Consider the following 25,294-nt stretch of genomic DNA (forward strand, 5'->3'; position numbering starts at 1 on the left):
CGATTCAAGCCAGTTAAAGCGCGCAGCAAGCGGTCTTGTGTCAGCACCCGTTCAATATCCAGCATTTGCTTATCCCATTTCTGCCTTCTATTCTTGCTTATTTCCCGACAAGTCTACTGAGTTATGGCAAGTGAAATACTTGAATAACGGGGTTGAGCAAGACCACAGAAACATCAAGCGGATTACCAAACCCATGATGGGGTTTAAGTCATTCAATAGTGCCAGAATAACGTTGAGTGGGATTGAGGCGATGAACCTGATCAGAAAAGGACAAGTGAAAGGAGTTGAACAAGGGAGCACTGTCTCTCAAGCAAAATTTATTGAAGCGATCTTTGGAATTGCTGCTTAAAGCGATGTGAGCGATACCGATTGTTCGTCATTAAAAATTCTTGCGACACAACCAGAAACACTTCCTCAAAGTCTTCCATTCTCTGTTCAAATTCAAGGGCTTACTTCACAGTACCACCACCCATTGAGCAAGATGATTTCAGGTAGAAAGTGCCGCCACTTAACCACTTAAACAGAGAAGCAGTAGACATAGCGACACAACCGCTTAAGGAACACGAATAAATCCTGCATGAATTCCTTGAGCAGGTTTTCGTAAGCGAATATTGTCTAAAACAATACCTGAACAAGGCAATGGTGTTGCCCAACATTTGTAGGACCAGTCTGTTGGATAAGTGTATTTCACATCATTTACCTGGGCTTCAATTAGCTCAGGCCTAGGTAATTCTGGCGGTAGGAGAGAGAAAAGACGCCGCTGGTCCTCAGCAAGAATGATTAAAAAACAACTCGTTAGGACAAGGGCCAATACTCGACTTGAGGCTTTATTCAAACGGACTGAAAATAACTGTTGCAGGACAGCGTGGTTTGCAAGATTGTTATACTGGTGATTTATAAACTGGGCTAGAAATAGTCCGCAAACAAGAATGAAATAAATAAAGCCAAATCGAATGAGCGGCGCATAACAGATGATGAATGTCATGCCTAAGATACCTAATCCATTTACCCATGCAACTCCTACTTGAGACTTACGGTTTCGAAAAAATAGTAATTGCTGGATTGAGAGAGCGATCGAAATGGCATAAAGCAAAAGCATGATTTGCATTTTGCTCTGAATTCTGATCCAAGCAAAACGTTTCTCAAGGAAAGAAGATAAATTTTCAGTTGCAGAACTAGCTTCAGTTGCAGGAGTTTTCGGTTCTCTAGGTTGCGGGCCTTTTGTGGTTTCCAATGGGCCTGCAGGGCTGGCTTTAGTTTCAGGCGTTTTCGAATCTCTGGATTGTAGGACTCTTGTAGCTTCTAGCTGATTGATTGCTTCCTCCTGCGGAAATCTCCAGGAAAAGTTGATGCAGGCAATTGTAGAAGGAAACATCGGACATCCAGAAGTTATGAAACCGTAGCTGATCATAGGCAACGCCAACAGAATGACAAGTATTGCTCCAATGAACAGCTTTTTCGGTGCGAATCGGCTCTCAAAACAGTAAAATAGAATGACGATTGCCAGAACGGGTAACGCACTCAGCTTCAGTGATAATGCGCCAACACCCAAAACTAAAGGCAGAGTTTTAACATCGAAAGCGGGTGAAACAGAATGAGGTGATAAAGTCTTTTCATCTGCCGCTCTCTCCTTGATCACTAAAATTGTCCAAGCAATTATTCCAGTAGCTAAAGTCACGGGAACATCAGGAGAGAAGGAAATGAGAATGGGTGAATTGGTAAAAATTGTTGTAACATAGGTAACAATAATAACTAGAAAAATCACAATCGCAAACCAGTCAGACAACGTAGAATGCTTTTGCTTAACGTGAGTTAAAGCTATCAAGATATGGAATGTCGCTAGAAAAAAAATGAAGCCATTTGTGACTCCACCAATATGATGTCCTAAAAAGCCTGGAGTCAATGGAGCCGTGAATGCAAACCAGGACGAAGTAAAGCCAAATGCGTAGTTGATTAAGGCAACACCAGGAACCGTTCCAGCCTCGTGAAGCCATTTAATCGCGCCAATGTGATAGCCTCCTGTATCAAACCATTTCATTGACCGGTTGAATAATGTAGCTGACAACAAGCTCAGGTTCACAAATGCGCTCAGCCAGTCAATTGAGAAGGCTGACTTCAGACGAATCAGTTCAGCTCTGGTTGAAGATGAAAGCAGTGAAAGGGTGATTAAAATCGCAGCAACTACCCCTCCAGTCAGAAGAGACAGCGGAAAGACAAAGGATATTGCCAAAAGCAAGATGGATATCACCATTAGTCCACTCCAGATGGCAATGATCAGGCGATCGCCAATTCGAACAAAGCAACTAGCTTTCAGTAAGTTAAGTAGATAGGTTCCAGTGATAAAGCATACAATTGCCAACAAACTCCAGGCAATAATGAAATAGATCATTGTTGAGATGTCTAATTTGGATTGCAGGGTAAAGTACTCATCATTTTTAATTACTTGCCTCTGATTAGGATGGTGTATTTGCACCAAACAAGAATTTGGGAAAAGACTGCCGTTTCTAGACAAGCTGGGTTTGAGGTAGGGCTATTCACGCTCAATCCTACAGGTCTAAAACCTACCTTAAGACCTATGTGTGAATCAGGGAAGGATTGATTATCAGTGGTTCTATTTTGGAGAGGCTAGAGAATAATCAGGCTTTGTCAAAAATCTTGCAATATCAGATTGTCTATATTTTCTCTTTCCTTCCCTAAATGGCACTATCCGCCTATTTACATCCACTCCTGCATCATCTTCTCCATATTCGGGTTGCTTAAAGCATGGTGACAATTTCACAGCACCTTCAAAATAATTTTTAGCAGTAATCATCCCCAATTAGACAGAAATTGGAAGGCTATTCAGGCTGATGCAGAAATAACTAAGCTTCTCTGCCTTAACATTTTGCCACAACCCATACGTTTAGTTCTTTTCAATTGTGCTGCTTCAGCTTATCTTTTCAAACAGTTACTAGTATTTAGCTTTCGTAAAGTTTGAGCGAATGCTGTAGCGAGTTTCTCGATAGGTATGGCAACCTATCAACATGTTTTTAGTGTACTAATTTGAGAATTACCTCGGTGCTTCTACTAAAATTGCTCACTGCTCCTTAAAGGATGACAAGTAGTCTAAAAAGCTCATTGGACAATGACTTTAAGCCAAAATTACTATTCACGTAGCTGTAAAAAGTAAGTCCGAATTCAGAAACCTGTGTTTCTCGCACTTTCAGCAGTAGGAAAGTACTAGAGAAAGCAAAAGAGAATGCTCATTTTCAGTAGGTGCTCGATCGCTAAAAGCAACTTTCATTAGGTGTTTCAGCTTTACTGTCACACTTTGAGGATCAGCTGAATGGCATAAGCTCTTCAAGTCTCTCTAGATTGCTGAAAAGTATTCCCAATTTATAGATTCAGCATTTATAACCACATTTATGCTTTCCAGCGAACACTAAGGAAGAAGCATGGCTGACAAATGGTTTCTTAAACAAGGGCCTCGCCAGTTTGAATTAATTTTGCTGTTGGTTGATATTGCTGTTGGTAGCGGCTCTACTTTGGCTCAACTGCGATATTACCAATTTTTTCAACAGAAACGTGGGTTCGTTTTTGCCAGCCAAGCTGTGCTCATGCACTGGTTGTACTACTTCTACAGTGGAATCGCGATGGGATTAGGAATGATGATGCATTGGCAGAAGCAGTGGCGGCAGTGCGTCAGTCCAAGAAAGCCGCGTTTTCACCGAGTTTTGAAACGATTGATAGGAGTAAGCGATGTCTAGTGACACTCCGTTAGTATCTGTGATTATTCCGGCTTACAATGCCGCTACTTCTATCGAGCGGACACTGCAATCCATATTGGCACAAGCCTACTGTCATTTGGAAGTGCTGATTGTGGACGATGGCTCCACAGATCAAACTCCAGAAATTGTAACTACATTTGCTCAACAGGACGATCGAGTCAAGTTATTGCATCAGGCAAATGCGGGGGTTGCAGCAGCGCGTAATTTGGCGATCGCTCATGCAAAAGGCGAGTTTATTGCGCCGATCGACGCAGATGATATCTGGTATCCAGAAAACATTGAAAAACAAGTTCAATGTATGGTGCGGGGTGGTAACTCTGTAGGGCTAGTGTATTCCTGGTCTGTGGATATTGACGAATCTGATGCCCTGCTAGGCAGCTTTCGGGCAGCAAAGATTCAAGGTAATGTTTACGCAACCCTGGTCTGTCACAATTTTTTAGGCAATTCCAGTGCTTCTATGATGCGGCGTAGCTGTCTGGAACAGGTAGGCGGATACGATCCAACTTTGCGATTGCAGAACGCCCAGGGTTGTGAAGACTGGGATCTGTATCTGCGGATTGCTGCCCAATATGAATTTCGCGTAGTTCCAAAGTTTTTAGTGGGCTATCGCAAATCCACAACGAGTATGTCTGGCGACTACACCCAAATGGCACAATCGCATGCCTTGGTTATGCAAGCTGTGCGCCGGCAGCAACCGAAGTTTCCACCGTTCTTATTTCGCCTGTCCAGCAGTAATCTCTATGGGTACTTTGCCCACCAAAGTCATCGCTGTCAGGATCACCGTACTACGCTGTACTGGTTAAGAAAAGCCATCCAGGCGGACCCGGTAACACCCTGGATACGGATTGGGTTTTATCTTTTGCTGATTCAAAATTTGTTGAAATTGGGGCAATCTCAAACTCCCACAGCTACATCCATTCCCCTATCGTCTATCTCTCTGATTGATATCTATCAACGTAAAGGTGCGATCGCCCTCAAACTGATCGTCGGCAATCTGTTTCACCGAGTGGTTTCTCACCTTGCTCATGCTCCACAGCAGCAGTCGCAGCAACGTGCAAAACAGCAGAAAATGGGTACTCCAACGAATCTACCACTGCAGTTATAGAGTGTTCAATTCAATCTTTTGATTAGAAGTTTACTTTATCAATCCTTGTTGCGAATCTAAACAAAGGTCACTAGCAAATGCTTTATCCAATTAAAGTTGTTGACATCGAACTTAGCCGTCCAATTCCAACAGTTGAGGGATTAGATGGATATATGGGGTTAAAGGGCTTGGTGCGTTTGCATGGAGTTCCCATTGGCTATGTCAATGCACCAGTTACCTTAGGGCGTTGCACGGCTGAAACGCTGAGCAAGTTGATTCTAGAACAACACAGTTGGGACATTATCTGTCAGTTGCTCAAGAATGGAATGTCATCGCCGCAGCACCCGGAGGAGCTGACACTGGAGAATTTGATTGGTCTGCCTCCTGTAGAGTACTCGGGTGAGTGGCCCTTGGTGACGGTGGCAGTTTGTACGCGCGATCGCCCCGACGATATGAAACTTTGCTTGGAAGCGATTAGTAAGCTGGACTATCCCAAGCTAGATATTTTGGTGGTAGACAACGCTCCCAAAACAGAGGCGACTAAAGAGCTAGTAGAAACCCACTACCCCCAAGTCCGCTATGTGCGAGAACCTCGGCCTGGTCTAGATTGGGCACGTAACCGTGCCATTTTAGAAGCCAAAGGAGAGATCATTGCCTACACCGATGATGATGTTGTCGTTGACCTTGGTTGGGTGAAGGCCCTTGTGAAGGTTTTTACCGAAAATCCGCAAGTCATGGCAGTGACGGGGCTTGTTGTTCCTTACGAACTAGAAACTGAACCCCAGGTGCTGTTTGAAGAAAATGGTGGATTTGGACGCGGCTTTGAGCAGAAGTGGTATGAAGCCAACTTGGATGGCAAGATGCCTTGGTGGTTACTCGGAACTGGGAATTTAGGTACAGGCGCGAACATGGCATACCGCCGAGTTGTCTTCAGCAAGGTTGGATATTTTGATCCCGCTTTGGATGTTGGTACAGTTACCAACGGCGGTGGAGACCTGGAAATGTTTTTCCGGGTTTTGAAAGAAGGCTATGCAATCATCTATGAACCTAAAGCGATTATTCGTCATCGCCATCGGCAGAGTTACGAGCAACTAAAGTCACAAATTACCCACAATGGTACTGGGCTTTATTCTTACTTTGCCTGTGGTGCTAAGTCTTATCCTGATGAGCGTTTGACTTTCTTGTGGATTGGCATTTGGTGGTTTTTCTACTGGTCAATTCGTCGGTTATGGATAGCGTTTAAACACCCAACTTATTTCCCAGTAGATTTAGTCTGGGCTGAATTGAAAGGGTCCTTGATTGGCCTTTTCCGTTACCCAAAAGCTTGTAGACGAGTAAAAGAGATCGAAACGGAGTTTGGAGCTTTAGTTGCGGATAAAACTATTGAGCGGGACGATGTTGAGCTTTTTCAAGAATCTTCTAAACCTTACAACCTATCTTCCAGAACATTAGATAAGATAGCCGTCCGTCAAGTTCGCTTAGACCAACCGCTTCAGCCTTTAGTCGATCTGCATGACTATGTCCAAACCAGGATTTTCTTAACTTGGAAGGGTGAATTGATTGGCAATATCGACATCGAAAATCGTCATTCTGTGATTAGTGTCGATCGCCTTATAGAAACAATCATTAGCCATCACTTGGCATTAAGGCTACTACACAAAATCTTCCGGATTAAAGAAGAGGTATGCTGGAAGAAAGCGCAGGATGTTTTGACAGAATACTTTAATGTTACAGAAGAAGTTTCAACCTTGCGTTTGCCTGTAGGTACTAAAGTTTCAATTAATCTGGCTACTTTAGATCGCCCAGACGACCTACGAAACTGTTTGCATTGCTTGGTTGATCAGAAAACTGAGCGCGAGGTTGAGATTATTGTAGTAGATAATCATCCTGAGTCTGGTTTAACCCCTCCAGTGGTGGCTGAATTCCCAGGTGTGCGATTGATTAGTGAGGCGCGAAAGGGGTTAGCTTATGCTCGCAATGCTGGCTTCATTGCTAGTACGGGTGAGATTGTGATTGCTACAGATGATGATGTTACCCTACCCGAAGATTGGCTGGAAAAGATAGTTGCACCATTTGCCCGAGCAGACGTGATGATTGTTACTGGCAATGTTCTGCCGCTTCAGCTAGAAACTCCCTCCCAGCAGTTTTTTGAGAAATATGGTGGTTTGGGACGGGGGTATGAACGGTTCGAGGCCAGTCCTGAGTGGTTTACATCCTTCCCTCGTTATGCCGTGCCCACTTGGCAGTTGGGTGCAACTGCAAATGCGGCTTTTCGCGCCAGCATTTTTTCCCATCCTGAGATCGGATTGATGGAAGAGTCACTCGGCCCGGGAATGCCATCCGGTGTCGGAGAAGATACCTATCTCTTCTACAAAACAATCAAAGCAGGTTATACGCTAGTTTATGAACCTTCTGCCTACGTATGGCATAAACACCGTCAGGATAAAGCCGCTTTGCATCGTCAGCTTTACGGCTACAGTAAGGGGCACGTCTCTTACAATCTCACTACGTGGCTGAATGATCAGGATTGGCGCAGCTTAATGACAATTTTCGTCGGGCTTCCTTCCTATCACCTTAAGCGAATTGCTCTGTGGCTTTTGGGGCAGAGTGATTATCCAATCTCGTTAGTGCTTCTGGAGATATGGGGTAATTTAGCAGGGCCTTGGTCGCTGTGGCAGTCTCATCGCAGAGTAAAGCGGGAAGGACGGAGTGGGACTTACATTGCACCATCCAACAGCTTGAAAACTAGGTCAACAGAAGTTGTAGACATAGCTTCTGAGAAAGAGCAAAGACCATCGCAACAGGCTGTAACTAGTTAGTTTATTGCTTTGCTGTGATAGGGCAGACTCAGAGTAGCTTACTGGTCTGTCTCATCTATCTCTCATCCTCTGCCTAAATAAACTTTTGAAGATGCAACCTAATCCGTCTTTACAAAACTTTCGATCGCGAAGTGTGTGGCTAAGACTGCTTTATCTCTTTGATTTATTGCGATCGCTAGTCGATCGCGACATGAAATTAATGTACAAGCGATCGGCCTTGGGAGTTGCTTGGACATTAATTAGCCCATTACTGCAACTGTTGGTTTTTATTTTTGTTTTTCAAGTCGTCATTAAGGTCGACATACCTCAGTATTCATCCTATGTATTTGCAGGATTACTAGTCTGGAACTGGTTTCAAACCTCGTTATTTCAAGCTACTGGGGTCATCATCAATAGCCGTTCACTCATTCGGCAACCAGGCTTTCCTACGACCATTTTACCCATTGTGGTTGTTACAACCGGCTTAATTCATTTCATATTGGCGTTACCCATTCTGGTTGTGTTCTTACTACTTGATGGGGTAAGGCTAACGCCTCTGATCCTGGCTTTACCACTGTTGCAATTGCTTCAATTTGCCTTAACGGTAACTTTTTCTTACTTTTTGGCTGCCCTCAATGTCACCTTCCGTGATACTCAGCATACTCTGTGGGTGCTACTGCAACTTCTGTTCTATCTCACCCCAATTTTTTACGAACTCGACAATATTCCTCAGCAATACTGGTATGCCTATGGTTTGAACCCAATGGTGCATATTGTTACTTGCTATCGACAAATCTTAATCTGGGGTGTTCAGCCTGACTGGTTAGCTCTAGGGATTATTTCACTCATTACCCTGGTACTGTTACCCTTGGGCTACCAGCTCTTCAAGCGCCAGAGTCTTCGATTTGTAGAGGAGATTTAGATGCGGGATGCCATTCTAGTCGAAAATTTGGGCAAACATTTTAATCGTTACCACACCGAGAAGCCCGTCACATTTATGGAAGCGGCTCTTTCGGGATTTCGGCAGATTAAAGCAGTAGATGAGTTTTGGGCACTGCGCGGAGTTTCGTTTGAGGTAGCCGCTGGGGAAATGATGGGGATAATCGGCCACAACGGTGCCGGCAAATCCACGCTGCTGCAGTTGTTAGGAAAGGTGGCCCATCCTACCGAGGGGCGTATCAAAATGCGTGGGCGTGTGGGAGCCTTGCTCGACCTCGGAGCAGGGTTTCATGGCGATTTGACTGGGCGCGAGAATGTCTTGGTGACAGCAATCGTGGCGGGGTTACCGCGCCGAGAAGCTATCCGTCGGTTTGATCAGATCGTCGAGTTTGCAGAACTGGCAAGGTTTATTGATAATCCCGTCCGAACCTACAGCACAGGGATGATGATGCGCCTCGCCTTCTCAGTGGCGGTGCATACAGATCCGCAAATCCTGCTGGTGGACGAGTTTTTGTCCGTGGGGGATTTATCCTTCCAGACTAAATGTCTCAACCGCATTGCAGAGATGAAAGAGCAGGGCTGTGCGATCGTGCTGGTATCCCATGATGTGAAGCAGGTTGAGCGGTTGTGCGATCGCGCCCTTTGGCTTAAACGCGGTAGGGTTGTAGCCTATGGCGAACCGACTGTTGTAGCAGGGCAGTACGCAATGGAGATGCGATCGCAAAGCCAGCAACGCACGCCCCATCGCTCACCCCAACTGACCCGCCTAGGTACCGAACTGCGGGTTAATGAAAATCGCTTCGGCTCCCAGGAAATTGAGATTACTGATGTCCGATTACAGCCCAATAGCCTCTTAGAAACAGGTGATGCTCTCTGCATTGAGATTGACTACCAGTCTCAACAACTTATCGATACTGCCATCTTTGGTGTAACCGTGAGCCAAGAAGATGGGACGACCTGCCTAGACGTTAACACATCCGATATGGGAATTCCGGTGCCAAGGATTAGCGGAAAAAATACAATTCGGTTGTGGTGCGATCGCCTCGACCTTTGTAGGGGCAAGTATTTCGTTAATGTTGGAGTCTTTAGGGAAGATTGGGCTTATGCTTACGATTATCATTGGCACGTTTACCCTTTGGTAGTTGAGTCAGAGGTGCCCGCAAAAGGTACTTTAAACCCTCCGATGCGTTGGGAACTGATGTCTCAGGCGGTGACATCATAAGCATCCCATTCCTATTCAACTGAAAAGTAATTCTGGAGGCTAATCACTCATGGCTGAACAGGTTTTGCATGAACCGTATAATCAGGCATTTTTTGAAGCCCTGCGGGATGGTTCCCGGCAATCTGCTGCAGTCATTGTGCCGATCATTTTGGATTGGGTTCAGCCACAGCGGATCGTGGATGTTGGCTGTGGGGATGGAACCTGGCTTTCGATGTTTCAGAAACACGGAATTGCAGACATTTTAGGGATCGATGGCGACTATGTTGAGCCTGAAAACCTTCAGATTCCTCCGCACCAGTTTATGTCATGGAATCTGGCTCAACCTCTGTTGCTGGATCAAACTTTTGACTTGGCAATGTGCCTGGAAGTAGCCGAACATCTACCTGAGGAAAGCGCCTCTGACTTTGTAGATTCTCTTGTTCGGCTCAGTGATGTGGTATTGTTCTCGGCGGCAATTCCGCATCAGGGGGGAACCCACCATATTAATGAGCAATGGCCTGACTACTGGATTCAACGCTTTGAAGAACGGGGATTCATCACGATCGACAGTCTCCGAACACGAATCTGGAGTCATCCCCATGTAGAACCCTGGTATGCCCAAAATAGCTTTATCTTTGTGCGGAGCGATCGCCTTTCCCATTACCCCAAACTTCAAGAGCTGGAAACCCAATCGCCCTGGTCAAAACAAATTCTTGTGCATCCTAAAATTTACCTCAATCGCTGTCCAGAGCAGCCCTCTTCGGAAACAGAGTCAGTTGCCCTGAAAGATAAACCTTCAGAGCTGATCAAGATTCTAAATCTCACCTGTCTCCCAGGAGCTGAAATTTGTAGCGGTGAAGGGGTAACCCTGGAATTGGAGTATCAGCTTCAGTCTCCTGTGGAAGCGGCTATTTTTAGTTTCAGTCTGATTAATGCTTTAGGGGATATTTATTTAGACACACACATTGAAATTAATCCCTTACCTAATGATTGGCGGGTTCCGCATCATCTCCAGTTGCAGATCGATCGCCTGGATTTGATTGACGGGCATTACTTTATCAACCCTGGCATTTTTAGCCCCGATTGGCAGCAAATCTACGATTTCCACTGGCACCGCTATCCTCTTACCATTTCTGCTAATGCGTTTCAGAAAGGAATTCTAAATCCTCCTATGCGATGGCATATTTTGTGTAATTACCCTTCCTAACCACCTAATTCAGAATCAATTCTGGATTGAGTACAGTCGAATGTTTCACGAAACACAAGAGTATATTGGGACTGGTAAAAGACCCTAAGCGTGTATGAGTCGTTTACTAAAATTTGTACTAAGTCTATTTTTGGGATTCTGGATCATCATTGTATTAAGTTCAGCAGGTCAAGCAGTTTTACCCCGTGTTGAGACAGCTATCAAAGTCCACAACACAGTTACCGGAGTCAGTACCCGTTATATTGGAGCCTGTGAAGGAAACATCAATTTTGATAGAGCAGATATAGCTGACCTGGGAATTAACACCTACCGAATTTATGGAGGGATGTCGCGATGGGAAAGGGAGGATGATGACGGAGTCTATGGACTGCCTACCATTGCTCAAATAAAAACTAACCCTGATGTCATTCCCTGGGAACAGTGGGATGCAGTGATGACGAACCCCATCAGCCGATCGGATTATGCTTTTTCTGGTGACCCTGCGGAGTTATGGCAGGGCAACGCGAGAACCATTTTTGAAACCCTTAAGCAAGACAACATTCGTCCCGTACTTACTATCCGCAATACCGATCCGGGTTGGAGCCCAGATTGGGCATTACAACTGAACCCGCCACGCACGGAAGATGACTGGAATGAATGGTGGGAACATGTATTTGCTACGGTGTACTGGCTAAACGTACGCAATAATTACCAAGTGGATGATTTTGAAATCCACAATGAGCCAGATAACCGACAACAGGGATGGGGCGGAAATCAAGCTGATTACTTTGAGTTAATCCGAATAGCGACCGATGCGATCGCCTATGTTTATCGCACCTATTTACCCGATCGGCAATTCTACATTCATGCGCCCAAAACGGTTGGCGGGAGCCGTTGGCCTGTTGATACCCTAGCCAGCATCCCAACCTATTTTGATACTGTCAATGTTCACAACTATGACTTAGATATTTCACCCTATGTCCGCCGTGTGCGGAGTTGGATGCAGGGTACGATTCATGCGCGATCGCCCCTCTGGTTAGGAGAATGGGGAACTTACACGGGAGGATATGATGATTTCACTTTCTCTCTAAATCTGCTTAAAAATATGATTCGAGCCTCTCAACCGGGAGATACGTATGTTTATGGCAGTCATATCTTTTCACTTTATGATTGGGGAATATCAGGTGACTTCGAGGGACTGATTGGACCTGATGGAAAACGTCGCATGAGTTACTACGCCATGCGGTTAGGAATTCGAGCATTACAGGGGGGAAGACAAACTCTTCTGGCCACCAGTAGTAATCCAAACCTGATGGCGATCGCCACTCAGGATCAGGAAAGGAATCTTTATTTGCTGGTCGTTAACAGTGGATCAACCATTTCTCGTACAGGTGTTGATCTTTCAGCCTTTAGTGCGTTTACCACAGGTACTATTTGGCAGTTTAGCTCAGAAGCTATGGATGAAATTCGAGGGCACGTCACGATGCAGCAAGGATATACTCACCTTGAAATTCCCGCAAGTAGCGGGCTATTGATTAAATTTGAGGCTCAGTAGATCGTAAACCTGAACTATGCTCTGAAGTGGTGTACAAATAAAGAAAAAGAAAGGGCGTATTCTGCTGGATAAGCAAAAAAGACCAGACGAGGATACACCATGAGTAAGGATAATCTTATTGCATTTCAAGCAGCAGAATCATTTCGAGATGCCCTGACAGAACTAGTTCGATAAGGAAGTTCTGTTGTTCGACTAATCCCTCGTAAACTACTGCCTTTGTTGTGGGCTTGTAGAACTTGTCTAATTTATTGAGGGCTAATATGGCGACGGTAATACAAACTGTCGAAAGATTCCGAGAAGGTTTGATGGCAAGCAGGACAGAGATAGCGTTGATGACCGTTAAACATTTTGCCGTGCCGATGGGCTTTGACATGACCCCACAGAGAGCATTCCATCACCTGGTTTCTAATTGATGAGCCTCTCTACTCTATCAATCCCCCATCATATTGACGCACTACCAAATAATATAAAGAGATAATTAAAGAGACAATAAAGAAAGCCGTGCTTACTGGGACAGTAGATTCTAGTGCTGTACGATGCCAATAACACTAATGCTAAATTAACATTTGCAAATCAGAAGCTGAGCTGTTTCCTCTAAAAAAATCATTTTAGCGAGTGACTATGCAACTCTGTTGTATAGACTGGCTCAAACATGCTGCCGTACATTCAGTTAGAAGTTCCAAGGTGACTTGAATCGACTTTTGTAAACGCTGCACGGAAATAGCCGCAACTTTAGTAATGAATCAGCCTCTTTCAGAATTGGACTTGCCAACTGAGCTAGTGATTTCGATTGTAATTCCGGTCTTTAATGGAGGTGAAAGCTTCCAGCGATGTTTAGCCAGTCTTGCTCAATTTGTCTCAACTGCGGTAGAGCTGATTGTTATTGATGATGGCAGTACTGATGGCTCTGGAAAGCTCGCTCAGCAAATGGGAGCCCAAGTCGTGCGAGTTCCCAAATCAGGAGGACCAGCACGGGCACGCAATCTAGGCGCGCACATAGCTCAAGGCGACATTCTCTTCTTTGTAGATGCTGATGTCACTCTCAAAGGTGACACAGTAAGCCAGATTGCTAGGATTTTTCGCCAGCAGCCCGGCCTCGCTGCTCTAATTGGTTCTTACGATGATGCACCCGGTGCTCCTAACTTCCTTTCCCAGTACAAGAACCTGTTTCACCATTACACCCATCAAACAGCTTGTGAGGAAGCATCAACGTTTTGGGGAGCTTGTGGTGCAATTCGGCGCAATGTATTCCTGGCGATCGGTGGGTTTGATGAAAGCTATCAAAAGCCTTGTATTGAAGATATTGAATTAGGCTATCGGCTGAAACGGGCGGGCTATTCTATCCGTTTGTGCAAAGATATTCAGGTTAAGCACCTGAAGTGTTGGAAGCCCCTTTCTCTGCTGAGGGCAGAAATTTTTTATCGGGCATTGCCCTGGACAGAATTACTCTTAAGCAATCGCCAATTCAATGCTGATCTCAACCTGAGCCATGCGAATCGCATCAGCGTGATTCTGGTATTTGCCTTGATCGGAAGCTTGCTTGCGGTAGGGTTCATGCCCTGGTTTTTATGGGTTTCAATCATTATCACCCTGGGGCTGCTAGTGATGAATTGGGACGTTTATCGGTTTTTCTGTACCAAACGGGGGCTGCGGTTCACCCTGCAAGTGATTCCCTGGCACTGGCTCTACTTCTTTTATGGAGGGGCTGCCTTTGCCTATGGTCTATTGCGGCACTATCTTAACCGCTGGTATCTCCCTGAACTCCCGATGCCTTTGGGTGTTTACAAGTCCAAATGATGAAAAATGTCTACCCGCAAAACATCACTCAGCACAACTTAACTTTGGAGGCTTTTCAGATATGAACTCGTTTCCCGTCATTATTATAGGGGGTGGACCTGCTGGACTGACCGCGGGTTACGAACTGATGAAACATAGTGTCCAGTCGATCGTTCTGGAGAAAGCTGAAAAAGTTGGTGGCATCTCTCGTACTGAAATGTATAAAGGCTATCGGTTTGATATCGGTGGTCATCGCTTTTTCACAAAGGTAGGCGAAGTTCAGGCTGTATGGCAAGAAATTTTGGGAAATGATTTTATTCAAGTTCCCAGGCTATCTCGGATTTATTACGATGAAAGGTTTTATGACTATCCCCTCTCACTGTTCAAAACCCTGAGGAATCTGGGACCTATTCGCAGTTTCTTGATTTTGATCAGCTATCTAAAAGCTAAATTCCGCAAGTTTTTGAACCCAGACTTTGACCCAAAAACCTTTGAGGACTGGGTAACTGACTGCTTTGGAGAGCGGCTTTACCAAATTTTCTTCAAGACCTACACGGAAAAGGTTTGGGGCATTCCCTGCAATCAAATTCAAGCGGACTGGGCAGCTCAGCGGATTCAAAATATGTCGCTGAAGCGAGCTGTAATCAATGCACTGTTTGGAAAACAAAACGCCAAGAGTTTGATTAAGAAGTTTGACTATCCTCGACTTGGACCCGGAATGATGTGGGAACGCTGTCAGGAATTACTGGAGAACAATGGATCACCTGTTCATCTGAATACAGAGGTGGTGCGAGTTGAGCGCGAGGGCAAACGGATTACAAAAGTGATTGCGAGACAGGGTGATCGCACCTTTGAACTGGTAGGTGATCACTTCATTAACTCCATGCCAATATCAGCACTGCTACATCGTCTTGATCCCCTACCACCCGAGGAGATTCTAGCCGCAGCTCGTGGTCTGAAATATCGTGACTTTCTGATCGTTCCCCTGATTATTAACCAGGAGCATCTTTTCCCCGATAACTGGCTCTACATCCATAGCCCGCAATTTAGAGTTGGACGCATTCAAAATTTCAAGAACTGGAGTCCGGAGATGGTTCCTGAAGCAGGCAAAACTTGCCTAGGAATGGAATATTTCTGTAGCGAAGGCGATGATCTTTGGGAGATGCCAGACTCCCATTTGATTGAGTTAGCCTCTCAGGAAATTGTGCGATTGGAATTGGGAGTTAACTTGAAGGATGTGGAAGACGGTTGTGTGATTCGTCAGCGCAAGGCGTATCCGGTTTACGACGGCGAGTATCGTCAGCACTTGCAGGTGTTGCAAGACTATCTCGAAACCTTCGAAAATCTGCAAACCGTGGGGCGAAACGGGATGCACCGCTATAACAACCAGGATCACTCGATGCTGACTGCATTACTGGCAGCCAAGAACATTCTGGGCGAACAGCACGACCTCTGGAATGTGAACGTTGAGCGGTCCTATCACGAAAACTTTACGAATGAGGAGTGGTCGAAGGTGAAGCAACAGACTAACAACTTGCCTATACCGGCTCGATCGCTTTCCAAAGCCGCTTGAGGGCGATGCAGGGAGGTCCTGATGGCAGAATTTGACGCTCCGCTGGTTTCAGTGATTATCCCGGTCTTCAATGACGGGGAGCAGCTAAAGCTCTGTTTAGCGGCATTAGCACAGCAGTCCTATCCGCGATCGCAGATCGAAATCATCGTAGTGGATAACTCATGGGGTGACAGAGAAGCTAGAAGGGAGACTGAATCAGGGACATTGCCCGTAGCCCTTGTTGGAAAAAGCAGCGTTTTTGCAGCTTGAGGTGCATGAGTTGCTCAGCCCAATTCGACCATAAATCCATCGAACGAATCCAAAGCTGTCCATACAGTCCTATCCAAAAATCACTGTGTCGGTTTTGAGTTCGCTTCGACTTCGGCACTCGTCCAATGTAGTGCTGAATCTGCTGACGACAGATGCGCTTGCTCTATTCGATTGTGAGGGTGTGGGCAATGGCGACCAACAGCACTAAAGCGAGAAATCGTTGCCCGGTGGCACGACAATTTTCCAGGTTGTAGCCGCCCGTTTTGAAATCTCTAAACATCGGCTCAATCGAAAACCGCTTAGCATAGCTGTTCAAGGCAAATTCAAGGTCATTGAGGTTGGTCAACAAATACCAGACTTGATTAGTTTTCGATTGTCGGTAGACCCGTTTCCATCGCGTGACGAGATTGAAACGACCGAACCCCTGTTCTTTGCTCGGTTGTCTAGCAGCTAGACGGTAGTGTTCTAGACCTGTGGAAGCTTCTAAACGGGAAGCCCGAATTCATAGCGGTTTATAAATAGCCCAATCACAATGTCATGCATCCACTCCGACTTTGAAAAACAAATCGTCTTGCGTGTCAATCGCTTGATCCGAGTTCGTAACGTTAAGTGCTTCCGTTCAATCTTCTGGGTGTAATGCTTGCCGACTTCATGCTGGTCTTCATCCAGCAACCGAGCATAACCACCCCAACCATCCGTGTAAAACTGTTGAATCCCAAAGGGTATCAGCAACTGCATCAATGATTTCAACGCTGCGTCAGTATGGTCAGCTAACCCATAAGCCAGTACTTTACCACTCGCATGATCAATCGCGTGCCATAACCAGCGTTGCTGTTTTTTATTGCTCACAAAGCTCCACATCTCGTCCATTTCTGCCTCATCCACTTGCTGGACAATGACTTCGACCTTCTCAGGTTCAGGCAATCGTTCCAGTAGGGGCTGGTTCACTTGCTTCAGGTGGCGAGACTTTTTTTAACTCTTCAATGACTGTTGTGGGGCTAATGCTTAGCACCCGAGCCGTGTCCCGAATGCCACTGCCGTTGACTGCCATATCGGCAATTTGTTGTTTCACTTCTGGCAGGTAGCCCCGGTAAGAGTAATCTCGAATAAAGGTGCTACGGGAACAATCGGCATTGCGACACTTGTAGCGTTGTTTACCCTCAGATGATCTTCCATGTTTGACGACATCGGAACCGTGGCAAGCAGGACAAAGAACGGGTTCTAAAACCATAGCGGAGTTTGGGGTAGGCTTAGCTCTATTCTCCCTTACTTCCACAGGTCTAGAACACCACCCAGCTAGACAATTCCGGTCATGAGTCTTCCTTGTCTCAAAATAAGATTGGTCTAGCTCCTAGATGAAGCTCTTAGCTATGATGGTCAAGCAAACACAGATTAGACACAAGAAGGGTCTTGCAGCAGGAAAAATCTTATGGAGCTAAGCGGATTCGAACCGCTGACCTTCTCAATGCCATTGAGACGCGCTACCAACTGTGCTATAGCCCCTTACATCTCGATAATGATGCCTTAATTCGGTGAGATTGTCAACTTCATCTGATTCGATCTGGCAATTCTCATTTTGGCAATTCAACTGGTGTTGTGCGGGATCTCTAGTTCAAGCCCTTGAAGCATAAAGGTGAGCAGGTGATCCCAACTGTCGAAATACAGTTAACGAGTCAACGCTCGCAAATCATCGAAAAAGGTTTTGCGAGTGGGCAACTGCATTCGCAGCAGTTTGTACTTCTAGTCAAGCAACTCCGGTAGTGGTCTGAATCTATCGTTTTACCAGCTAATTGCTTGATTCCCATTTTCAGCCCTCTCCTGGAAGGTGTTATGAACTTTGTACTACCACCTGAGCAAATCATCCAAGCATAAGAATGGCAAAAGCGACCCGATGCAGTCCAACTAATGTTTCTTGTAAACGTTCGTAATCTCTTGCTAATCGCCTGAATCGTCCAGCCCATCAAACGTGCGCTCCGCTACCCAGCGACAAGGCAGTAAGCCAAAACCATGCTTGGCTTCTGGCAATTTCACTACTTCTAGTTGAATCCCGATTGGCAGGGTGCGGTGTAGAGAAGCTGCTGAAGAGGAGACTTGACCTGCGCGACAATGATTCTCCGGTGATCCTCACTGACGCTTGCACCCGATAAGCTGTCATTCGATCGCAAAAGATAAAAATTCTTTCATCTTTGTTTCACTCAGCATTTATCGACGCCGCCAACACTGAATGAATAAGCATTAGCAGCCTGGATTTTAAATCCAGAGCCGCTTTGTTTCACTTTACGAAACCAGAAGGTAGCACTGTGGATCAGCGAGTTAGGAGAGGGCGGCGATTATCCCTTTGCAGAACCGCGAAGCAAACGCTCCGTTTCTTTATCGGTGGATTGGCCTTGACAGTCAGTATCAATGCAGTTTCTCCAGCGATCGCTGCTGAACGACTGGACATTCAAATGAGTTCTGTCGGGGTGTCTGTATTGCTCGCGGATTTGGAAACCTTTCTCGAAACCGGGCAAGTGCCTCCCGAACTGCAACCTTACCGTTTTTTGCTCAATGAGGAAGTCCGTCAAGCTCTAGGCAGTAAGGCAAACTTAAACCCATCCGCGAGCGATAGTCTAATGAACGATCTGCTGCAATCCACCAACGGCGATCGCCTCCTGCATTTGCTGCAACGTTTGATAATCGGCAGTACCAGGGAAGACCTTGCGACAGCGATTTCTCAAGCTGCCCAACAGCCAGAAGGATTGAGCCTGATGGGAATTCTGCGCCACTATCCTCAAGCCCAACTCAAGATCGATCTGGAAGCGGCGATCGTCCTATTGGCTCAGATGAATCAATCCCAACAGGCGATCGAAAAGGCTCTTGAGCAAACGCTAACGGTTCCCACCCTACCTTTTCGGCATCCGCTTGACCCGGCTGCTCCTGGAACTTTTGAGGTGCAGCAACAAACGCTTGCCTTTCGAGATTGGGAGCGCGATCGCAGGATCTCCACTGACCTGTATTGGAGTGATCAGCATCGCGGAGCGCTCATCGTTCTCTCCCACGGGTTTGGAGCCGATCGCCGTTTTTTGGGTTACTTGGGTGAGCATCTTGCTTCCCACGGCTTCACCGTTGCAGCGATCGAGCATCCGGGCAGCAACCTTGACTGGCTCGCCCCACTCCTGGGCGGCAGATGGATTCCCGCCGAGCAGCGATCGATTCTGCCCACCTCAGAGTTTATCGAGCGTCCCAGAGATGTTCAGTTTTTGCTGGACGAACTGGAGCAGTTAGAACAACGATCCGATCGATTTGCGGACCTGTTCAATACCGAGCAAGTCACTGTGATTGGACACTCGTTGGGCGGATATACAGCATTGGCACTGGCAGGAGCAGAACTTGATTTAGAGAGCCTACGAACGTTTTGCAATCGCGTTGATCAGGCCGGGTTGACTCCCGCAGAGTGGCTGCAATGCACTGCCGCTGACTTACCTAATAACTTGCCCGTCTTGCAAGATGCACGAGTTGCCCAAATTATTGCGCTCAACCCAGCGATCGGACATTTATTCACGTCAGAGAGCCTGGCACAAATCCAGATTCCGACGATCGTTTTATCGAACAGCGAGGATACAATTACGCCCTCGATTCATCATCAGCTTCTACCGTTTGAGCAGATGCAAACCAAGAAGTATCTGATTACGGCGATCGGAGCAACACATCTCAGTGTAGGAACGCCAAATACTCTAAATGAATCTCTATTTGACAATGTATTTGTGCGCGAACGTCGCAGCGGAGAAACAGAACCATTGAGACAAATGCTGAAAGGGATGTCGCTGGCATTTGCGCAGCAGTTAACCCCTGAAGCCGCAAATTATCGTCCTTTTCTGGGTGCTGCCTATGTACAGTCCCATTCAACTCGCGATCTAAAGCTGCGTTTTGCAACCGATCTTCCATCAGAGTTGGTTACTCGATTAAAGCATTTAGAAGACATTCATAGAGCGATCGTCGCTTCACCACGAATTAGCACAATTTTGGCAGCCGTTCCCATTCGGCTTGAAATGTCACGGATAACTGAAAGATGGCTCCTGCTTCTGACGTTATCCGCAGTGTCTCTTGCTCCTAGAAGGAGGTCTACGGAGAGAGATGATCGAGCAACGAGATCAAAAGTTGCAAGCTAATTGAATTTTCACTTCTTTCTGTCCTTTTCGAATACTGTTCAGAACTAACCTGATTATGCCTTCGATCCAATGCCCTAATTAAGGCTTGGATCGTTTTGTTGAAGTTAATGATATGTCGATTGCGAGAGACTAATTGCGTTAGCAGCAATATCCAGATGTTCCATCATCTTTCTGCAATTTTTACTTGAAAAATATACGCCTTAAAGAAGATGCATAAAAACAAATTTAAACAATAAGAGGCAGTAAGCGTAATTCAGGCTAATCAATGCGTTGCACTTTTTCGCTGAGTTTATAAAAACCTTTTCACATTCGTTTTATAAACAATTTAAGTTCAACTGTGAAACTAAAAGACATGAAGGAGAGAGAACAAATCAAACCTGCTCTCCTTCACCTTCAGCCCTACACAATTTAAACTAGGAAGTAATCATCATGAAACGCCTGATCCTCGCATCCTTATCTGTTCTGGCTCTTGGCACTGTTGCTGTTCCGACCTTTGCCGTCAGCGATCGTTTCGAGCAAGAGCGTCAGGAAACTTTGAATGCAATGAGTGATTCCTGGCAACAAGAGCGTCAGGAAACCTTGAACGCCAGCAATGAACGTTGGAAGCAGGAACGTCAAGACACCTTAAATGCCAGCAACGATCGTTTTCAGCAAGAACGTCAGGAAACTCTAAATGCAATGAACAATCGGTGGGAACAGGAACGCCAGGAAACTTTGAATACCTAAACTTCACTGAAGCAGTTTTACTCAAGTAACCGCTAACCCGATGACAGTGAAACTGCCTGGCTCAAAATGCTCTCATCGTTAAAGCTGAAGATGTTTCCCTCATCCTCTGCTCGATGAGGTTTGTCGAATGGCACTGCTTACAGGATGCAAAAACCAAATTTTCACCTTTAAGCAATATTCGTTTCATTGAATCAATCGTCGCACAGAAAATATTCGCTGAGGTATTACCGCTGCCGGGTGATACCTTTTTATTTTAGAACATTTATAAAAAATCTTTCATCTTTCATTTACACACTATTTATTTCATCCAGTCATATTAGAAAGTGTCAGCAAAGGCTGATGAAATAATTCAATCTCATTCAGGAGAAAAACCGATGAAACGTTCAATGTTAATGAGTTTGTCGCTGGCTGCTGTGTCGCTGGGCGCGATCGCTGCCCTGAGCGCATTAGACCATCAATCTGCTACCGCACAGGCGCAACAACCCCAGCAGGAACAACTTCAAGAGCAGCCGCAAGCACAGCCCAAAGTTGGCTGCAATGAAGCCAATCAATCGGCAGGACAGACGATCTGAAATCAGAGGATCTAGAAACAGTTTCAAAGTGACAGGATGCGATTGCCCCAGGTTGTTATTGGTAAACCTGGCATCCTTAAATTCAACCTGGAAATGAGTATTAGGAGTGCGACCTAATGCTTTTCCTCTACAAGAATTCTGTAGTGGTGTCTATCCTTCAATCGCAAGATTGCTTTAGAATTTTTGCCATCCCTGCTTGACCACGAAGCTCACTTCACCTTTACTTCCCGCCTGCCATGCCGTCGCTTCCAAAACCCACTCAACCCTCTGTTAGGGCATTGCCGCAGTCACTCCTGGTAAAGCTCACCCATCCCCAATGGTATCGCTGGCTGTTTAGCGTTCGCACTCGCCTGTTGCTGTGGTATTTGTTTCTGGCAGGCTGTGTCACTTTCATTTCGGTCAGCGCTGCCGATCGCGTTTATCGCGAAAGCATTGTGTCGCGTGCAAACCTGGCAATGAAGCAGCAGCTTGACCAGTTCAATTACTTTGTTCAGTCCAAACAGCAGAGCGGTAAACTTCCGACTTCTACGACTCAAATCTTCGACGTATTTCTAGATCTCTACGCACCTACCCGTGATGAGTATTTCATAACGCTGATCAATGGGCAATTGCACGACTATCGCTCTTACTCCGGACAACTCCCTGCCTTCCTGGAACAAAACGCTGCCCAGTTCCCGGACTGGTCAACGGTGAAATATCGACAAGAAGGACAGATGCATTTTGGCGAACAGCGATTTCAATACGTCGCGCACTGCTTCCGAATGGTAGGCAAACAGCCTGGAACCCTAATTGTTTTCTACGATGCCACCTCTGATTTTCAGCAGGGACGGCAGGCGTTGCTGCGTTTGTTGCGGGATGTCAGCATCTTTCTAGGGATTTCTTTGATCTTCGCCTGGTTTACGGCAGGACGGGTGCTAGCTCCCCTGCGGCAACTGACCAAAACGGCTCAGTCCATTCGGGAGTCAGACATGAATCAGCGATTGTCTGTGCAAGGCAAAGATGAAATTGCAGAACTCACCACGACCTTTAACGAAATGCTCGATCGCCTTCAGGTGGCCTTCGAAAGCCAGAAGGAATTTCTCAAAGATGCCAGCCACGAACTGCGAACGCCCATCACCGTGATTCAGGGACACCTGGAGATGCTGCAATATCGACCCGACCAGCAAGAAGAAACGATTGCCCTGGTAATGGATGAACTGGAGCGCATGGGCCGCCTGGTAAACGATCTGCTGCTGCTGGCAAAAACCGAAAACCCTAACTTCCTGCACCTCAAAACCGAAGAACTGGACTGGATGACCGAGGAACTGTATCTCAAATCTCGCTCGATCGCCCCGCGCAACTGGAAGCTGGAATCGAAAGGGCTCAGCCCCATTCGCTGTGATCGCCAACGCCTGACCCAAGCCGTGATGAATCTGGTACAGAATGCGGTGCGCCATACTGGAGAGAACGATACGATTACGCTCGGATCATCAGTGCGCGACAGCTACGCCTTCCTATGGGTGAGCGATACGGGAGAAGGTATTGCCCCCGAAGATCAGAAGCGCATCTTCCAACGCTTCACGCGCGGCACGAATCAAGACAATCAGTTTGAAGGTTACGGACTCGGACTTTCCATTGTGCAGGCGATCGCACAGGCTCATCACGGCTGGATCGAACTGCAAAGCCGTCTGGGAGAAGGCTCAACATTTACGATTATTATTCCGCTGGAACCCCCCGTTACTGCCCATGAATCGCATCCTGATCGCCGAGGACAATCCGCGCATCACCTCCTTCCTGGAAACCGGACTTCAGGCTAATGGTTATACGACGACCGTGGTGAGTACGGCAAAAAAAGCCATTTCGTTTGCCAGCAGCACTGATTTTGATTTGCTGATTCTGGATCTGGGGCTCCCTGATGCCGATGGACTAAAAGTGCTGGCAGCCGTGCGAGGACAAGGCGCAACCCTACCGATTATCATCCTGACCGCTCGTGATGGGCTCGACGATACTATCTCCGGTCTCGAAAGCGGCGCAGACGATTACATGACCAAACCCTTTCGGTTTGAGGAGTTATTGGCGCGAGTGCGGGTTCAGCTTCGCAATCAGCGATCGTCTAAAAAGCCCGAAGAAACGCAATTGCGGGTGGCAGACATCACGCTGGATTTATTGACTCGTCAGGTGTGGGTCAGTGATCGTCCGGTAGAACTCTCGACCCGCGAATTTCTGATGCTGGAAGTATTCCTGCGCCATCCGATGCAGGTCATGACCCGCGAACAGCTGCTCGATCGCATCTGGGGATACGACTATGATCCGGGTACAAACATAGTGAATGTCTACGTAGGACACCTGCGGCGCAAGATTGGGGACGATCGACTGGAAACCGTGCGTGGGGCAGGCTATCGTCTGCGCGTTTAGGGGCAAGGTGCGTTGCTGGTTTCCTCAATGCGATAAGTCTTCAATGTTTTACTTCTTGAATCTCAATATATCGATATCAATGAAGGGATACCGCAGATTATTCAGGAGTTAACTCATGACAATACACAAAACGCACTGGCAAACGTATCGCAAACTCGAACAAACTATCGATTGTGTTGAACAATCCTTTTTGCAGCGATTTATTGAACAACTTCAACAAACTAATAGAAGAATTGTCCAATGCTTCACCCCATCTAAACCCATCATTCAGCAGGTGAAACAGAGAAACGGTCGAGTTGGGTGGCATGTTCACGACCCAAACACCCAACGGAGTGCTTATCTGACTTCTGAGGAGGAAACTCTGGCGTGGTTAGACGAGGGTTTTGCCGATCGACAAGCTGACTCAACCCTAAACCGGGTGGACTTGTATCGATCGCAAGCAGTTCGTTGAGCAAAGTTGATTGGCAGCTAAATGTCTGCCGATGTTGAGGTGCTAAAAACGTTGATGTCAACTAGCGCTTATCATCCTCGTGCTAATGCTTGGCATCGTGTTAGCGACTTGCGCCGTTAGCTTCTGCGTCTAGAGCATAAAGCACAGCGTCCCTTGATTGTCGATGCTGGCAACGTAATTCACGCTCTTTGCGTGTTGAGTCGAATCTCTGGGGTTTCTCCCTTTGGCGCATCCCCTCGTCCTCTTTGTGCATCTGAGCGGACTCTCGCTTCGTCTGCCCAGGCAATCTCTGCCCCTGCTCGATCGCTTGCGGGTCTTGTTCATATGCTCGCTTCAATGGCTTTGCGAGGTCATCCTCCACTGCTTGAGATACTATCCCACACTCTGAATCGCGTCCGTCCTTACCCTAGTTTTTTGCCGCGTCAGTACTGCTCTAGAGTGGCTTCCCCTTCCTGCTGATATTGCTGCCACCAGTCCCAGACCGTATTGCGATGAACACCCAGGTATTCAGCAATGTCAACGATACGTTTGCCTTCCCCGCGTAATCGGATTGCCTGCTGTCGTAAGTAATTTTGTGTCTCCGGATTGAGCGTTCGAGCATCCGGTTTGTTCATACCTCTATGCTAGCAATCTCTCGCCTAACTCTGCCTTCTCTTTTCTTGCCAGGCTAATAGAGTTGTCGGGAAATAAGAACAGAGCTAGCCAATGCGACCTTTCAAGTTCTTCCTATGCCGCAGTCAGGTAGAAGTTCCATAATCCTGCTGCGGTTAGCATAAGGTGATCATCAAACTCCGCTTTTCGATTGCGATAGATAGCGCTCACCGCATTGTAACGCTTGACTCCAGCAAACGCATTTTCACAGACCACTCGCGATT

The 25,294-nt window shown here is 46.5% G+C and carries 24 protein-coding genes, 1 tRNA gene and 2 pseudogenes; 17 read left to right on the top strand and 10 right to left on the bottom strand.

The window, feature by feature from the left end; translation table 11 throughout:
- A partial coding sequence (locus NDA02_RS25495; RefSeq protein WP_348256162.1) for a DDE-type integrase/transposase/recombinase occupies window positions 1–349 on the top strand: 349 nt, incomplete at its 5' end.
- 204 nt (window positions 350–553) lie between these two features.
- Here NDA02_RS25495 and NDA02_RS25500 read toward each other — a convergent pair.
- On the bottom strand, window positions 554–2,512 hold the full coding sequence (locus tag NDA02_RS25500) for a hypothetical protein (protein ID WP_348256163.1): 1,959 nt from the start codon (window positions 2,510–2,512) through the stop codon (window positions 554–556).
- 99 nt (window positions 2,513–2,611) lie between these two features.
- Window positions 2,612–2,812: a hypothetical protein gene (locus NDA02_RS25505; RefSeq protein ID WP_348247361.1), complete on the bottom strand. Its 201-nt coding sequence runs from the start codon at window positions 2,810–2,812 to the stop codon at window positions 2,612–2,614.
- 622 nt (window positions 2,813–3,434) lie between these two features.
- On the opposite strand from NDA02_RS25505, the gene NDA02_RS25510 reads away from it, so the two are divergent.
- The 7 genes from NDA02_RS25510 to NDA02_RS25540 all read left to right on the top strand — a co-directional run bounded on the left by NDA02_RS25510 (window position 3,435) and on the right by NDA02_RS25540 (window position 12,530).
- On the top strand, window positions 3,435–3,746 hold the full coding sequence (locus NDA02_RS25510) for a hypothetical protein (RefSeq protein WP_348247362.1): 312 nt from the start codon (window positions 3,435–3,437) through the stop codon (window positions 3,744–3,746).
- Entirely contained in the window at window positions 3,739–4,872 is a 1,134-nt protein-coding gene (locus tag NDA02_RS25515) for a glycosyltransferase family A protein (RefSeq protein ID WP_348247363.1), read from the top strand. Before NDA02_RS25510 ends, NDA02_RS25515 begins: the two co-directional genes overlap by 8 nt.
- 77 nt (window positions 4,873–4,949) lie before the next feature.
- Window positions 4,950–7,670: a glycosyltransferase gene (locus NDA02_RS25520; RefSeq protein ID WP_348256164.1), complete on the top strand. Its 2,721-nt coding sequence runs from the start codon at window positions 4,950–4,952 to the stop codon at window positions 7,668–7,670.
- A gap of 91 nt (window positions 7,671–7,761) precedes the next feature.
- Window positions 7,762–8,571, top strand: coding sequence for an ABC transporter permease (locus tag NDA02_RS25525; protein ID WP_348256178.1), 810 nt, complete (start codon window positions 7,762–7,764; stop codon window positions 8,569–8,571).
- Window positions 8,572–9,810: an ABC transporter ATP-binding protein gene (locus NDA02_RS25530; protein ID WP_348256165.1), complete on the top strand. Its 1,239-nt coding sequence runs from the start codon at window positions 8,572–8,574 to the stop codon at window positions 9,808–9,810.
- A 49-nt stretch (window positions 9,811–9,859) separates the two neighbouring features.
- Complete coding sequence (locus NDA02_RS25535; RefSeq protein WP_348256166.1) at window positions 9,860–10,996, top strand: methyltransferase domain-containing protein; 1,137 nt, start codon at window positions 9,860–9,862, stop codon at window positions 10,994–10,996.
- 94 nt (window positions 10,997–11,090) lie between these two features.
- Window positions 11,091–12,530, top strand: coding sequence for a hypothetical protein (locus NDA02_RS25540; protein WP_348256167.1), 1,440 nt, complete (start codon window positions 11,091–11,093; stop codon window positions 12,528–12,530).
- A gap of 245 nt (window positions 12,531–12,775) precedes the next feature.
- On the opposite strand, the gene NDA02_RS25545 is transcribed toward NDA02_RS25540, so the two are convergent.
- The gene (locus NDA02_RS25545; RefSeq protein ID WP_348256168.1) at window positions 12,776–12,925 is read right to left on the bottom strand and encodes a hypothetical protein; all 150 of its coding nucleotides are present in this window, start codon (window positions 12,923–12,925) and stop codon (window positions 12,776–12,778) included.
- A gap of 343 nt (window positions 12,926–13,268) precedes the next feature.
- Here NDA02_RS25545 and NDA02_RS25550 point away from each other — a divergent pair, with 343 nt between their 5' ends.
- From NDA02_RS25550 to NDA02_RS25560, 3 genes are all read left to right on the top strand, one after another.
- Window positions 13,269–14,327 (top strand): glycosyltransferase, encoded by a 1,059-nt coding sequence (locus NDA02_RS25550; protein ID WP_348256169.1) that lies wholly within the window; start codon window positions 13,269–13,271, stop codon window positions 14,325–14,327.
- A gap of 61 nt (window positions 14,328–14,388) precedes the next feature.
- Complete coding sequence (locus NDA02_RS25555; RefSeq protein ID WP_348256170.1) at window positions 14,389–15,879, top strand: NAD(P)/FAD-dependent oxidoreductase; 1,491 nt, start codon at window positions 14,389–14,391, stop codon at window positions 15,877–15,879.
- 21 nt (window positions 15,880–15,900) lie between these two features.
- On the top strand, window positions 15,901–16,128 hold the full coding sequence (locus NDA02_RS25560) for a glycosyltransferase (protein ID WP_348256171.1): 228 nt from the start codon (window positions 15,901–15,903) through the stop codon (window positions 16,126–16,128).
- Window positions 16,129–16,291: 163 nt separating this feature from the next.
- Here NDA02_RS25560 and NDA02_RS25565 read toward each other — a convergent pair whose 3' ends face one another.
- From NDA02_RS25565 to NDA02_RS25585, 5 genes and pseudogenes are all read right to left on the bottom strand, one after another.
- The gene (locus NDA02_RS25565) at window positions 16,292–16,444 is read right to left on the bottom strand and encodes a hypothetical protein (protein WP_348256172.1); all 153 of its coding nucleotides are present in this window, start codon (window positions 16,442–16,444) and stop codon (window positions 16,292–16,294) included.
- Window positions 16,445–16,611: 167 nt separating this feature from the next.
- A complete protein-coding gene (locus tag NDA02_RS25570; protein ID WP_348256173.1) occupies window positions 16,612–17,076 on the bottom strand; it encodes an IS1 family transposase in 465 nt (154 codons plus the stop codon).
- Complete coding sequence (locus tag NDA02_RS25575; RefSeq protein WP_348256174.1) at window positions 17,045–17,359, bottom strand: IS1-like element transposase; 315 nt, start codon at window positions 17,357–17,359, stop codon at window positions 17,045–17,047. The genes NDA02_RS25570 and NDA02_RS25575 overlap by 32 nt, the downstream gene beginning before the upstream one ends.
- A 199-nt stretch (window positions 17,360–17,558) precedes the next feature.
- Window positions 17,559–17,631 (bottom strand) — tRNA-Ala (locus NDA02_RS25580).
- Between the two features lie 355 nt (window positions 17,632–17,986).
- A pseudogene (locus NDA02_RS25585) lies at window positions 17,987–18,177 on the bottom strand (transposase); the annotation flags it as partial.
- A gap of 338 nt (window positions 18,178–18,515) precedes the next feature.
- Here NDA02_RS25585 and NDA02_RS25590 point away from each other — a divergent pair.
- From NDA02_RS25590 to NDA02_RS25615, 6 genes are all read left to right on the top strand, one after another.
- Window positions 18,516–20,276: an alpha/beta fold hydrolase gene (locus NDA02_RS25590; RefSeq protein ID WP_348256175.1), complete on the top strand. Its 1,761-nt coding sequence runs from the start codon at window positions 18,516–18,518 to the stop codon at window positions 20,274–20,276.
- A gap of 429 nt (window positions 20,277–20,705) precedes the next feature.
- Window positions 20,706–21,002: a hypothetical protein gene (locus tag NDA02_RS25595; RefSeq protein WP_348256176.1), complete on the top strand. Its 297-nt coding sequence runs from the start codon at window positions 20,706–20,708 to the stop codon at window positions 21,000–21,002.
- A gap of 374 nt (window positions 21,003–21,376) precedes the next feature.
- Window positions 21,377–21,574, top strand: coding sequence for a hypothetical protein (locus NDA02_RS25600; protein ID WP_348247377.1), 198 nt, complete (start codon window positions 21,377–21,379; stop codon window positions 21,572–21,574).
- Window positions 21,575–21,810: 236 nt separating this feature from the next.
- Window positions 21,811–23,370 (top strand): HAMP domain-containing sensor histidine kinase, encoded by a 1,560-nt coding sequence (locus tag NDA02_RS25605; RefSeq protein ID WP_348256177.1) that lies wholly within the window; start codon window positions 21,811–21,813, stop codon window positions 23,368–23,370.
- Complete coding sequence (locus NDA02_RS25610) at window positions 23,300–23,968, top strand: response regulator transcription factor (RefSeq protein WP_190792580.1); 669 nt, start codon at window positions 23,300–23,302, stop codon at window positions 23,966–23,968. The genes NDA02_RS25605 and NDA02_RS25610 overlap by 71 nt, the downstream gene beginning before the upstream one ends.
- A 115-nt stretch (window positions 23,969–24,083) precedes the next feature.
- On the top strand, window positions 24,084–24,419 hold the full coding sequence (locus NDA02_RS25615; protein WP_190792581.1) for a hypothetical protein: 336 nt from the start codon (window positions 24,084–24,086) through the stop codon (window positions 24,417–24,419).
- A 422-nt stretch (window positions 24,420–24,841) separates the two neighbouring features.
- Here NDA02_RS25615 and NDA02_RS25620 read toward each other — a convergent pair whose 3' ends face one another.
- Together NDA02_RS25620 and NDA02_RS25625 are read right to left on the bottom strand one after the other, a co-directional pair.
- On the bottom strand, window positions 24,842–25,033 hold the full coding sequence (locus tag NDA02_RS25620; RefSeq protein WP_190792582.1) for a helix-turn-helix domain-containing protein: 192 nt from the start codon (window positions 25,031–25,033) through the stop codon (window positions 24,842–24,844).
- A gap of 112 nt (window positions 25,034–25,145) precedes the next feature.
- Window positions 25,146–25,294 (bottom strand): annotated as a pseudogene (locus NDA02_RS25625) (IS5/IS1182 family transposase); the annotation flags it as partial.

This window comes from Leptolyngbya sp. ST-U4, from assembly GCF_039962215.1.
In the GTDB taxonomy this organism is placed as follows: domain Bacteria; phylum Cyanobacteriota; class Cyanobacteriia; order Elainellales; family Elainellaceae; genus Leptolyngbya_A.